This window comes from Bacillus sp. FSL H7-0578 (assembly GCF_038630855.1).
Taxonomy (GTDB): domain Bacteria; phylum Bacillota; class Bacilli; order Bacillales; family Bacillaceae; genus Bacillus; species Bacillus safensis.
Genome location: NZ_CP152045.1, coordinates 502,133 through 514,276, shown reverse-complemented (window position 1 = coordinate 514,276; position 12,144 = coordinate 502,133). Strand labels below are relative to the sequence as shown.

General features: G+C 41.8%; 13 protein-coding genes and 1 riboswitch. Of the genes, 4 read left to right on the top strand and 9 right to left on the bottom strand.

What is annotated here, in order from left to right; genetic code table 11:
- Positions 1 to 103: 103 nt before the first annotated feature.
- Both MHB41_RS02470 and fbpB read left to right on the top strand, forming a co-directional pair.
- On the top strand, positions 104 to 424 hold the full coding sequence (locus tag MHB41_RS02470) for a thioredoxin family protein (RefSeq protein ID WP_034283964.1): 321 nt from the start codon (positions 104 to 106) through the stop codon (positions 422 to 424).
- Positions 425 to 739: 315 nt separating this feature from the next.
- Positions 740 to 889, top strand: a complete 150-nt coding sequence (gene fbpB / locus MHB41_RS02465; protein ID WP_065215285.1) for a Fur-regulated basic protein FbpB — start codon at positions 740 to 742, stop codon at positions 887 to 889.
- A gap of 99 nt (positions 890 to 988) precedes the next feature.
- Here fbpB and MHB41_RS02460 read toward each other — a convergent pair whose 3' ends face one another.
- The 8 genes from MHB41_RS02460 to MHB41_RS02425 all read right to left on the bottom strand — a co-directional run bounded on the left by MHB41_RS02460 (position 989) and on the right by MHB41_RS02425 (position 9,653).
- Positions 989 to 1,324: a hypothetical protein gene (locus tag MHB41_RS02460; protein WP_017366657.1), complete on the bottom strand. Its 336-nt coding sequence runs from the start codon at positions 1,322 to 1,324 to the stop codon at positions 989 to 991.
- Between the two features lie 117 nt (positions 1,325 to 1,441).
- On the bottom strand, positions 1,442 to 2,209 hold the full coding sequence (locus MHB41_RS02455) for an ABC transporter permease (RefSeq protein WP_340899309.1): 768 nt from the start codon (positions 2,207 to 2,209) through the stop codon (positions 1,442 to 1,444).
- Positions 2,202 to 3,113 carry an ABC transporter ATP-binding protein gene (locus MHB41_RS02450; protein WP_061110636.1) on the bottom strand — a complete coding sequence of 304 codons (912 nt, stop codon included), beginning with the start codon at positions 3,111 to 3,113 and terminating at the stop codon, positions 2,202 to 2,204. Before MHB41_RS02450 ends, MHB41_RS02455 begins: the two co-directional genes overlap by 8 nt.
- A gap of 127 nt (positions 3,114 to 3,240) precedes the next feature.
- Positions 3,241 to 4,482 carry a dicarboxylate/amino acid:cation symporter gene (locus MHB41_RS02445; protein WP_034283966.1) on the bottom strand — a complete coding sequence of 414 codons (1,242 nt, stop codon included), beginning with the start codon at positions 4,480 to 4,482 and terminating at the stop codon, positions 3,241 to 3,243.
- A gap of 76 nt (positions 4,483 to 4,558) precedes the next feature.
- A riboswitch (cyclic di-AMP (ydaO/yuaA leader) is annotated at positions 4,559 to 4,692 on the bottom strand.
- A 63-nt stretch (positions 4,693 to 4,755) separates the two neighbouring features.
- Positions 4,756 to 5,778, bottom strand: coding sequence for an AI-2E family transporter (locus tag MHB41_RS02440; protein ID WP_024425375.1), 1,023 nt, complete (start codon positions 5,776 to 5,778; stop codon positions 4,756 to 4,758).
- Positions 5,779 to 5,975: 197 nt separating this feature from the next.
- The gene (gene dctP / locus MHB41_RS02435) at positions 5,976 to 7,244 is read right to left on the bottom strand and encodes a C4-dicarboxylate transporter DctP (RefSeq protein ID WP_041107478.1); all 1,269 of its coding nucleotides are present in this window, start codon (positions 7,242 to 7,244) and stop codon (positions 5,976 to 5,978) included.
- Positions 7,245 to 7,368: 124 nt separating this feature from the next.
- Complete coding sequence (locus MHB41_RS02430; RefSeq protein WP_034283970.1) at positions 7,369 to 8,052, bottom strand: response regulator; 684 nt, start codon at positions 8,050 to 8,052, stop codon at positions 7,369 to 7,371.
- Entirely contained in the window at positions 8,049 to 9,653 is a 1,605-nt protein-coding gene (locus tag MHB41_RS02425; RefSeq protein WP_169737561.1) for a sensor histidine kinase, read from the bottom strand. The genes MHB41_RS02430 and MHB41_RS02425 overlap by 4 nt, the downstream gene beginning before the upstream one ends.
- A gap of 82 nt (positions 9,654 to 9,735) precedes the next feature.
- On the opposite strand from MHB41_RS02425, the gene MHB41_RS02420 reads away from it, so the two are divergent.
- Entirely contained in the window at positions 9,736 to 10,833 is a 1,098-nt protein-coding gene (locus MHB41_RS02420; RefSeq protein WP_041116739.1) for a DctP family TRAP transporter solute-binding subunit, read from the top strand.
- A gap of 25 nt (positions 10,834 to 10,858) precedes the next feature.
- Here the strand turns inward: MHB41_RS02420 and MHB41_RS02415 are convergent, their stop codons facing one another.
- Positions 10,859 to 11,689, bottom strand: a complete 831-nt coding sequence (locus tag MHB41_RS02415; protein WP_034283975.1) for an EcsC family protein — start codon at positions 11,687 to 11,689, stop codon at positions 10,859 to 10,861.
- Positions 11,690 to 11,844: 155 nt separating this feature from the next.
- Between MHB41_RS02415 and MHB41_RS02410 the strand changes: the two genes are divergently transcribed.
- A complete protein-coding gene (locus MHB41_RS02410; protein WP_024427360.1) occupies positions 11,845 to 12,105 on the top strand; it encodes a GlsB/YeaQ/YmgE family stress response membrane protein in 261 nt (86 codons plus the stop codon).
- The last annotated feature ends 39 nt before the right edge of the window (positions 12,106 to 12,144 follow it).

Sequence of the window (12,144 nt, the reverse complement as noted above, 5' to 3'; positions counted from 1 at the left end):
GTAATTGAAATGATTTGTAAAGGTTGTAAGCGCCTCCCGAGCATTTGTATGTCATTCGCCTTTATTTTATATTAAAATGACATTGAAAAGGAGTTGTGACAAATTGAAAAAAATCACAAGTACTGAACAATTCAATGAAATGATTCAATCAGACAAAGAAGTCATCGTTAAATTCTTTGCAACATGGTGTCCTGACTGTACAAGAATGGACATGTTCATTCCAGACATCCTAGAAGCTTATGCTCACCATGAATGGTTTGAAATAAATAAAGATGATTTCCCTGAATTAGCTGAAACGTATCAGGTAATGGGCATTCCAAGCCTGTTAATTTTCAAAAATGGTGAAAAAACAGGTCATTTACACAGTGCAAATGCAAAATCGCCTGAAGAAGTGACAGAATTTCTTCAAGAGCACGTTTCTTAATTGATGAAACGAAGGACATCAGCAAACTCTTGCTGATGTCTTTTTTCTTTTTAAATCTCTTCATAAGACGAGCTGCACAGCCAAAACGTTTCAAATTGATGTTTCACTTACGACAAGTCACGACAACATTATTTCCTGGGAAAGAATGCAGCGTCGAACCAGCTTGGAATATGTCGGTTACGTGAATTTTCTGAATTGAATCTTTACTTCTGACATTTGTCTTTGTATAATGGAATTGCTAATTGAAAATGATTATCAATTTCATCTATGTGAAATCCTATAGACGTCCATTCTTATTAAGGAGCGATGAGTCACATGTCTAAGAAGAAAATTAAAACCTACCAGCAATTGATTGAAGAGAACAAAAAGGCCATCATGCGCGATCCTCAAATGATGGAAAGTATATACGAAACCATCGACAAAAAACACCAGAAGCAGCTTGCAGCTGCTGGGCGTGAATCATAACTATGAGAGAGGAGCAGTCATCACTGACTGCTCTTTTGTCTGCTTCAACAAAATAAAAAAGCCGATAAAATCTGTTATTCGATTTTATCGGCTTTTGTTTTAATGTGATTTCGCTACACGGTCCTGCTTCATACCTAAATAAATGAGCATATATGTGAGATAACCCATTGTCATCGTTAAACCACCGAAGAAAAATTGAGAAAAGACTGGTTCCTCAAATGTCGTGACGGCAGCAAGAACGATCCAGCTCGCATATAAATAGACCATGAACCATTTCATATTTCTTTTAAGTGTATACAGAAAGAAAAGACCCGCTAACGAAAAAATCCCCAGCGCTAGTCTGAAATAAACAAGATGATCAAATTGGAAGGCAAAAGACACAAACGAAAACGACAGCAGCAGCAAAATTGGTAAAGCCGTAATGAAATTTTTCACGATAGTGCCACCTCCATGACTCCCTCTTATTATAAGACAAAATCAGCCGGTTATCGTGAAATACAGACTCGTTTTCACAAAGATGTCACGAATTTTCCTTGTTATTTGACACAATTTTTACACATTTACATCACGTTTCCAAAAAAGAATCCAAGCCGATCCAATAAAGAAAACAAAATGCGCCCCTACTATAAATAGAGAAAACAAAAGGCTCATCCCATGAAAAGGCGGCGGTCCTTGAAAGCTGTACTGAGTAAAGTCCGTATTCGCGAAAAGGAGGATTTTCCCCCACTGATTTTCTAAGAGAGACATGATCGGCACAAGTGATTTCGCCGCATATAAAACAAAAAACGAGGTCACAAGGGCAACAAGACTGTTTCTAAACAAACTGGAACACATAAAAGCAAAGCTTGCCATCATGATCACTTCCACCCACTGAGATCCAATGACGGCAAACGTATGCTGAAATAATTGCCCTGTTCTTTCACCAAAATCAGTACCGAAGAAAATAAGACCAAATAGAAAAGCCAAAACATAATAAAAAACAAACAAATAAATGACTGTCAGCACAAGTGTGATGTATTTTGACAGAAAAATGTGCAGTCTTGTTTTTGGCCGGATCAATAGAAACTTGATCGTCCTTTTCTGAAACTCTGTTGAGATCAAGGTCGCGCCAATAACAACAGCAAGCACCTGCAAAATAAACACGACGTTCGTGGAATAAGCAAAATAGTTCGCGACTGTGTCTTGTCCACCAAAGCTTGATATGACTCGTTTTAAGGTTAGAGCCATGGCCAGTTGAAATACAACGATCAATAAAAGAGCAATGAGTGTGATCTTTTTCTTCATGATTTTCTTATGCTCATTCTTGATGAGGTTAAGCATCTGTCGTCCCGCCTTCCGTCCATTTCATAAATGCCTCTTCAATTGACTGCTTTTGAGGCATCAATTCAAGTACATCAAACCCCGCCAGCACAAGCTGTTTGTTCAGCTCTGGCACACGTTCTTTGTTCAGTTGAAGCAGTACACGCGCTCCATTTCGTTCATATGTATAGTCGTGTGCGTCAAGCCATGAGACCGCCTTTTCTACTGGCTGAACATTCATCAGCACCTGCTCTTTCCCCTCCATATCCCGGAGATGAGTACTAGCTTTGATCTGTCCCTTTTGAATGATAATCATTCGGTCACATAGCTCCTCTACCTCATGCAATAAATGCGTCGCAAATAACACCGAGGTTCCTTCTTCCTTTACAAGCATTTGTAAGTGCTCCCGGAATTCCTTCATTCCTGCAGGGTCCAGTCCATTTGTCGGTTCGTCTAAAATGAGCAGGTTCGGCCGATGCAAAATAGCTTGTGCAATCCCAAGCCTTTGTTTCATCCCTAGTGAATACGTCTTGACCTTCTGATGAATGGCATCCTCCAGACGAACTCTTTCCACCACTTCCTGAATGCGTTCCTCCGTCACGCCATCGTGCATCGCTGCATACATTTCAAGGTTTTCAAAGCCTGTTAAATACGAATAAAATTCTGGGTTTTCTATGATCGCACCAACAGATGACATCGCTTTAAGAAAATCGTCATCTTGTGAATATCCATTGATCATGATGTTGCCATTGTTTTTTTTCATCAAGCCAACGATCAATCGAATCAAAGTTGTTTTTCCAGACCCATTGGGACCAAGTAATCCGACAATTTCTCCTTGCCCAATGTCTATAGAAATATCCTGCAAGATCATTTTCCGGCCAATTAGTTTATCGACTTTCTCTACTTTTAAAACAGCAGACTGCAAAGTGGTTCCTCCTTCTGATGTAAAGCCTGTGGCGGCAGTTATGACCGCTCATCCTGTAAAAAGTATATCACGCGAGACAAATCAATCCATGAAAAAAAGGACTGATCCAGTCAGCCCTTCTTGCTTATTACAGTGATAAGTTAGGTGTCGGTGCTTCTTTCTCGTGCTTCTTTTCGGTTTCAGAAACAATCACCGCACATGCTGCGTCACCTGTAATATTAACTACGGTTCTTGCCATATCTAATAAGCGGTCTATGCCAAGGATCAGCGCTATTCCCTCAACAGGAAGATTCACGGAATTTAACACCATGGCCAGCATGATGAGCCCTACCCCTGGGACACCTGCTGTACCGATACTTGCTAAAACAGCTGTTAAGACAACCGTCAGCATTTGAACAAGCGTCAGTTCAACCCCATACACTTGAGCGATAAAAATGGTCGCAACACCTTGCATAATGGCTGTGCCATCCATATTAATGGTTGCACCCAGCGGCTGCACAAAGCTTGAAATCGGCTCTGGCACCTTTAAACGCTTTTGCGCTGTTTCCATTGATACCGGCAGTACTGCGTTACTGCTTGATGTACTAAACGCAACAACCATCGCTGGTGAAAATCCCTTAAAGAATGCCATTGGATTTCGTTTAGCTAAGATAGCAATGGTTGATCCATATGTCAGGAAGAAATGCAGGATAAGCGCAATTAACACGACCGAGAAGTAAAGTCCCATCGCTTTCATGGCATCCAGCCCCTGACTGCCGATTGCCGTTGCAATCAAACCGAATGTCCCGTACGGTGCAAATTTCATCACAACACCGACAAGATACATCATTAATTCATTTCCTTGTTCAAACAGCTTCAGCAAGCCTTCCGTTTTTTTACCAAGCATGGCTATGCCAAGACCTAAAAATACACAGAAGACGATAATTTGAAGCATGTCTCCTTCAACTAACGATTGGACTGGATTGGTTGGAATGATGTTGAGTAGTGTGTCTGCCATTGATGGGGCTTCCTCTGCGGAATAATCAGCCGCTTTTGTATCAAAATTGCCGAAGGCTCCCGGCTTGATCAATAAGGCTAATGAGATGCCAATGATGATGGCAAAAGTCGTAGTGAGCAGGAAATAAGTAATGGTTTTTGCGCCGATTCTGCCTAGCTTCTTCGGATCACCAAGGCCTGCTACACCGAGCGTGATCGAAAAGAATACAATGGGCACAACCAGCATTTTAATCAGGTTTAAGAAGATTTGACCTAGAGGTGTAAATAAATAAGGGTCTAACACTTTGAATACATCTGGAGCAAAAAGGTTGAGCAGCAATCCTGTGATTGCACCTACAAACAAGGCAATAATAATTTTCGTCGCCAGCTTCAATAAAATCTCCCCTTCCTCGTCAAAAAGCCCACGAGAGAGTCTTCTCGTGGGCCTGCGTGTCCATACATGTACCACTGTCTACTCTCTTCACGCTGATGAGGTTAGCTGACGGGTTAGGACGAAGAGATGTCCTTTTTTCTCAGATAAGAAAAATTCACCCCAAAAACATGGGTCCCCCATTCCTTTAGAAGGATTAAGCGTGTGGTAATATGATATTTTCATACCATTTATACCTTATTTTTAGAAAATTGTAAACAGGTTCATATGAACTTTTTAATTACTTTCTTCCCTATTTGTCACTTCAAGGATATCTAAAATAAACACAAAGATTGGGATACCGATAATAAGTCCCCAAATGCCAATATAGTGTTCAGAGAAGATCAGCACAATAAACGTGAAGAAAATAGGGAGCTCTGTTTTAGCTGACATGAGCTTCGGATTTAAGAAGTATGCCTCAATGGCATGGATAATGACAATCACCAGCACAATATACAGGACATACATTCCGCCTCCGAGTGTATACGCAATGATGCTGAGTGGAATAAGAGAGATCACTACACCCGCTACTGGGATTAAGCCTAGCAAAAAAACCATGACCGCTAATCCAAATAACTGCGGGAAACCCATAATGCCTAACGCGATGGTCGTTAGCACACAATTAACGGTTGCAATAATAAACTGAGCTTCAAGTACTTTTCCAAACGTTCGGGAAAATTTACGTCCAAAGAAGGCAATTTCATGATAGAACACGGAGATTTTACTCGTTTTGAACTTGTTCATGAATTGAATGAGGCGTTCTTTTTCGAACAGGAAGAACATGCTTAATATTAAGGACATAATGACCTGGATACTGAATGTGCTGAAATCGGTTATGTATGTATAGAGGAAATTAAACCCTTTCTCAAAGAAAGCTGATATTTTGAAATCTCCGAATACGTTCGTGATGACGTCAAAGAAGGGTAAATCTTGTGGATGATCTGCAATTTTCTTTCCTAAATGAAATAGCTGCTCTACCTGTTTGGCGATGATTGGCACAAAAACGAATCCGCCAAATGTCAATCCGCCAGCCAGAAGAATATACAAAATGGTAATGACCGATTTCTGTCCTATTTTCAGGAAGCGATTTAAAAAGCCTCTAATGACCTCTTCCAACCGATTCATCAAAAAGGTGAAAATGAAGGTCAAAAGAATTAAATTCATCATTCCTCTTAATAGATATAATGCTGTGGCTAATACTACAAATACTGAAAACCGCTTAACACCGGGTTTTTCGAACAATTTTAAAAATGCCGTCATTACGTTACACACCTGCCAGGACTAAAGTCTATTTTTCATCGTATCTGATATACATTATATCGGATCTTTCTGTAAATTATATAATAAAAGGTCAAAGAGGTCTTACGATTTGTATTAATTTTATTGTTTTTTCTTTTTTACACAAAAAAACCGAACCCATGTAGAACATAAGGTTTCGGTTTTTGGTTGTTTTTATACTAAACAGCCTGCTTCATATTCCGCATTTCCTGAAGTGCTGTTTTGCTCTTCGCTTCGTCAAATTCACCTTCACTCTTCGCGACAACAATTGTTGCGATTCCATTTCCAATGAGGTTTGTAATCGCTCTTCCTTCACTCATGAAGCGGTCAACCCCAAGGAGCAGTGCTAGACCCTCTAACGGAATGACCTGTAGTGCCGCAAGAGTAGATGCAAGCACGATAAATCCGCTTCCTGTCACCCCAGCAGCTCCCTTTGATGTAAGCATCAGAACAAGGATAATAGTGATCTGCTGACCGATCGACAGGTCTACACCAAACACTTGCGCCAAGAAGACGACGGCCATTGATAAATAGATTGAAGTTCCGTCTAGGTTAAAGGAATAACCTGTTGGAATGACAAGACCGACAACAGACTTAGAGCACCCGTAGCGTTCCATTTTATCCATCATTCTTGGCAGCACGGATTCTGAAGAACTTGTGCCAAGTACAATTAAAATTTCATCCTTGATAAACCGCAGATAACCGAGCAGGCTGAAGCCATACATTTTACAAATGATGTTCAGTACAACGAAAATGAACAAGAACATGGTCATATAAACGGAGAGCATCAGACTCGCCAGCGGTTTAATCGATGCCAAACCAAAGTGTCCGATCGTATAAGCCATTGCCCCAAACGCACCGAGCGGCGCAGCACGCATGATATATCCAATGATTTTAAAGAAAACAAGTGACAGCTTATCAAGCCATTCGATGATGCCTTTCCCCTTCTCGCCAAGAGCAGCGAGCGCAACACCGAATAAAATAGAGAAGAATAAGACCTGTAAAATATCACCCTTTGCGAAAGCATCAACCATGTTAGATGGCACGATGTGTGTAACAAATTCCATCCAGTCGATACCCTGTCCGCCATTTTGGGTATATTGTGAGACATCCCCTTTTTCAAGCTTGCTATAGTCAAGACCTGCACCTGGCTTCATGATATTCACAACAAAAAGACCGATGACCAGAGCAAGTGTCGTGACGACTTCAAAATAAATAAATGCTTTTCCCCCAACTTTTCCAACCTTTTTCATATCCCCCATCTTGGCAATACCAAGAACAATGGTTAAGAAAATAATTGGTGCTATGACCATTTTAACGGCATTGATAAAGGTGTCACCAAGCGGCTTCATTTCTTTTCCGACGTTTGGCCAAACCATCCCGACAATGATCCCGATGATGACAGCTGCAATCACCTGAAATGTCAGGTTCTTCAAAAGCCTTTTCATAAAAAATCAACTCCCTCACCCTTTGATGTAAACGCTTAACTGTTATCTGTAGATAAATGATAGCGATTTCATCAAAGGCTGTGAAGCTTATGGACATATCGTACATTTTGGTCTTTTTGGTCTCTTAGTCAGAATGTACGATATATTTATTCACAGGCCGTCCAATCCCCCCATATTGCATATCTAATTTCAGCTCGCCTTCTTTGACGAGGAAGTCTAAATACCGGCGTGCCGTGACACGGGCTATGCCAAGTGCATTAGCAACTTCCTCTGCAGACTGGGCGCCTTCCTGCAAGCCCATATAAGCTTTAATTTCGTTCATCGTATGCACATTCAGCCCTTTAGGAAGCCAAGTATCTTCCTGCTTAACAGCAGGCTTTCGTATGATATCATCGAGCATCTCCTGAGAAAATTCTGCTGCGGTTTGGATTTTTGATTTAAACGCCTTATAGCTTTCAAGTGATTCTTTCATTCGTTCAAATTTGAATGGTTTAATAATATAATCCCGCGCACCATTTTGAAGCATGATGCCGATGGTCTCTTTGTCCTTCGCTGCTGAAATGACAATCACATCCACTTTCATCTTCTGTTTTCTGATGTCTTGCAGCGTTTTGACGCCATCCTTTTTTGGCATATATACATCAAGTACCACGAGGTCTGGACGAATCTCTTTGATCAGCTGGATGCCCTGCTCCCCATTTCCAGCGACAGCTGCTACTTGAAAGCCAGGAACACTCATAATGAACTCTTTATTCACTTCTTGCACCATCGGGTCATCTTCAATTAACAGCACCTTAATCTGAGTCATCTGTCTCTCTCCTCTATGGTCATTGGGAATTCGATTGAGAAGGTGGTACCAATGCCGATGCTTGATGTGACCTCTACACTTCCCATCCCTTTGTCGATAATCGTTTTTACAATATACAGGCCATAGCCTGTTCCGCCCTCTTTGCCATGTGTGAAGCCTTTATCGAAAATAGAAGGAATCATTTCTTCTTCGATCCCGGAGCCATTGTCTTCAATTAAAATCGCGAGGACATCCTCCGTTTGATCGATACTAATGGAAATGACTTTTGTGTCTCTTTCTACAGTATCATACGAAGCAAAGGCGTTCTCAATGAGATTTCCGAGCAGCTTCGTCATATCATGCTGATCAAGCCGTTCAGGGAAATCACGCAGACAGCTATGTTCATCTACTTCGACCATGATGCCAAGCTCCTTGCCCCTTCTGATTTTGCTCATCAATAACCCTGAGACAGCATCATGCTCTATGACGCGGTGAAGAAAGTCCGTCACATGTTCCTGCTCCTCTGTCGTTTGAAAGGCCAGATCGAGCGCCTGATCGGCTTTACCCAGCTGAATCAGACCGGCAATCGTATGAAGCTTATTCATATGCTCATGGTTTTGCACCCGCAAACCGTCCACAAAGTTCTTAACCCCTGTGAGCTCCTCCGCCAATTTTGCCGCTTCCGTCCGGTCCTGAAAAATGGCAACTGCTCCGATGATCTTCTTTTTCATCACAATCGGAATCCGGCTGCTCATGATCCGCTTTCCGCTCATATGAATTTCTTCATTGTAGACGGGTTCTGCGCGATCGATAATTTCAGGAAGTCTTGTATCAGACAGCACATCCCAAATATTCCGGCCCACGACATCACCCGTCACGCCAAAAATCTGCTTCGCCTTCTCATTAAAAATGGTAATCATGTGCTGATTATCAATGGCGATAACCCCTTCATTAATAGAGTGAAAGGTTGCAGTGCGTTCCTCTAGCATTCTCACAATCTCATGCGGCTCCAGCTTAAACATTTGCTGTTTAATATGACGGGCGAGCAAAAATGAACCCACAAGCCCAAAGCTGAGCGTCAAGAGGAGAATCATGAGGATATCGCGCTTCATTTCTCCTAATATATCTGCCATACTTGGCAGAGTTCTTCCTACAAGCACAACCCCTGTTTGATTAAATTGATCATCCTTGACTGGATAAAAAGCTCTGATGGCTGTTCCAAGCTCTCCCTCTGCTTCTGAGAAATAAATATGCTCTGCAAAAGCCGGCTCTTCATCAGTTCCTTCTGAGCGCTGGCCAATCCTCGTTTTCACTGGATGCGTTAATCTCACATGATCCATATCCATCACAACAATATAGTCAGCGTCTTGAATAATCCGAATCTCTTCGATCGCATGCTGTAATCGATCACGTTCCTTTGTCTGATCAGCTAACGCCTGCTTCACCTCATTCATTTCAGCCACAGTTCTCGCCGTGTTCATGAGTCTTTTTCGAAGCTCCCGTTCCTCTGTTTGCTGAATTCCCCCAACAAGGACAATTCCTCCGATTAAAAGGGCGAAAATGACAACGAAATATGTGAGGATGGTAAGCTTCCATCTAATAGATAATTGTTGTAATTTCAATCGATTTCTCATCATTTTTTCACCTGTATCTTTACGAATTCTTCCTCTGTCAAGTATGCTTGACATAAGGGGGATCTGACGCATGAAGAATTTACTCGCTTATACACTTTTGCTCATGATCGGTTTTGTAACCGCTTTATACTTTGGTTTTTATCATATGATGCCAAAATCAGCGACAACCTTTGATGATGAACAGACAGGACTGAAGGACCAGCTTGTGTTCAAATTCAGCCATGTCGTGGCAGACAATACACCTAAAGGACTTGCCGCAAAGAAATTTGCTGAGCTCGTGCACGAAAAATCCGATGGAAAGATCAGCATTCAAATTTTCTCCAACGGAAGCCTTTATTCTGATATTGAAGAAATTAATGCACTCAAAGAGAATCAAGTTCAATTTATCGCTCCGTCTACCTCGAAGCTCGGCATGCTGTCTCCTGAGTGGCTGGCACTTGATCTTCCCTTTGCTTTTTCAAATTACAGCGCGGTTCAAGAAGGCCTGCACGGTGCAATTGGACAAAGGTTGTTTGGCACGCTGCAAAAAGATGGATTAAAGGGAATGGCTTATTGGACAAATGGCTTTAAGCAAATTACCTCTAATAAAGGGCCCATCAAACAGCCGGCTGATTTAAAAAACCAGTCTCTCCGCATTATGCAAAGCGACATGATTGAAAAACAATTCAAACTCCTTGGCGCAAAGCCCTATCAGGAATCATTTAATTCAACGTTTCAGCTATTAGAAACTAAAAAAGTAGACGGTGAAGAAAATACCATTTCAAATATTTATTCAAAAAAATTCTATCATATACAAGACTATATGACGATCAGCAATCACGGGTATTTAGGCTATGTGGTCTTAACAGATCAATCCTTCTTTGACCGCCAGACACCCGAAACGAAACGAATTTTACTTGAAGCCATGGAAGAAACAACGGCTTGGAATGAAAAGCATGCAGAACAGATGAACAAAGATCAGCTGGAGGACATTAAACGTGAATCGCCGATTGCCATTCATGAATTGACGCCAGCAGAAAGACAAAAATGGATGAAAGCCCTTGATCCTTTGTATGATGAAGCCGAAAAAACGATCGGCTCCACCCTCATCAAACAGATCCGCGAACTGCGTGCACGTTATGAACACTCACCTATTCATGCTTTTCAGGAAGAGGATGAGAGCAAATAAAAAATCCCTTTGATAAGGGATTTTTTTATGCGCCGGACTCACTCTGTTCTTGCTGCGTGAGCTCTTCTAATCTTGTTAAAATTCTTCGTTTTCGGTATTGCATCATGCCTGTTTCGGCAATTCCTTTTAATTGTGAGCGGTTCGAAACGGCACCAAACAAAATCCCAGCAATGGGCACAAGCTGAAACAGTTTCTTCCAGCCAAACGAATCCCGGTAATTATAGACGACCTCACGCCACCCTTGGATTTGAGAAATCATGTTTTCATGCTTCCCTTCGGATGCATGATAGCTTTTCAGCTCTTTTAGAATCGATTTCTTTCCAACGACATCAGCAGAGTTCAGCTGCAAGCATTTAATGATGAAGACCCGCTCCTCTTTGTTTTTAGGATCATAGCCATAGGTGACGGCAATATCCTGCAATGTTTTCAGAGAGAGGCCCAGGACCGCAGGAATATCAGCAGCTAGCGTAAACATTCCGCCGACACCAGTTGTCGCGCCTTGTACCGTCGCGAGATTCGTTCTGTTTTTCCCCATATGTTCACTAATGGCATCCATCAATTCGATTGGTGCCTTTCCAATATCCTCTATACGCTGGATGGATTCGCCCTCACACTTCTTTTGAAATTGATGAATGATGCCTTTTTCCGACGTCAAATAGGCACCGCCAGACTGAATGTAATGACCCATTTCATCTAGCAGCACACCGATTTTTTTCTGAATAAAAGCAGGCGTCAGCTTGTCCAGCATTTGAAATGGAAGGCGGCTGAGTTTCTCCCAAAACCATACCTTTTGCTGGTCTTTCTCCCATTTTTCAATCTCCTTTAATTGTGCTTTTAGCCACTCTCTTTCCTCCATGCATATGCCTCCTTAGATGTCGCTGAAGTATTTGTCTGTTATTATACACAATCCTTGTCCATCATACGTATAGAACATTGAAGCGGTTCCGAAAGGTTTTAAACTTTTTCAAAACGGTTATTGCTTAATAAACAAACAAAAGAGGAGTGGTCAACATGTTAGGATTTCTAATTTCATTAGTTGTGGCGATTGTCATCGGTCTCATTGGGAGTGCACTCGCTGGGGGCAGTGTACCAGGAGGATGGATCGGTTCAATGATTGCCGGGTTTGTAGGCGCTTGGATTGGTCATGGATTACTGGGAACGTGGGGTCCTAGTCTGGCAGGCTTTGCGATCATTCCAGCAATCTTAGGAGCAGCGATCTTTGTCATTATTTTAAGCCTGATCTTCCGCAGTGTGGGATCAAGGGTATCTTAAAAAACAAATAACAGAGGAAGCAGTAGGGACACCGTCTAA

Excerpts from the sequence above, each read along its gene's own strand:
- fbpB (WP_065215285.1), top strand. The coding sequence starts at position 740 with ATGTCTAAGAAGAAAATTAAAACCTACCAGCAATTGATTGAAGAGAAC.
- MHB41_RS02455 (WP_340899309.1), bottom strand. The coding sequence starts at position 2,209 with ATGCTTAACCTCATCAAGAATGAGCATAAGAAAATCATGAAGAAAAAG.
- MHB41_RS02440 (WP_024425375.1), bottom strand. The coding sequence starts at position 5,778 with ATGACGGCATTTTTAAAATTGTTCGAAAAACCCGGTGTTAAGCGGTTT.
- dctP (WP_041107478.1), bottom strand. The coding sequence starts at position 7,244 with ATGAAAAGGCTTTTGAAGAACCTGACATTTCAGGTGATTGCAGCTGTC.
- MHB41_RS02430 (WP_034283970.1), bottom strand. The coding sequence starts at position 8,052 with ATGACTCAGATTAAGGTGCTGTTAATTGAAGATGACCCGATGGTGCAA.
- MHB41_RS02420 (WP_041116739.1), top strand. The coding sequence starts at position 9,736 with ATGAAGAATTTACTCGCTTATACACTTTTGCTCATGATCGGTTTTGTA.
- MHB41_RS02415 (WP_034283975.1), bottom strand. The coding sequence starts at position 11,689 with ATGGAGGAAAGAGAGTGGCTAAAAGCACAATTAAAGGAGATTGAAAAA.
- MHB41_RS02410 (WP_024427360.1), top strand. The coding sequence starts at position 11,845 with ATGTTAGGATTTCTAATTTCATTAGTTGTGGCGATTGTCATCGGTCTC.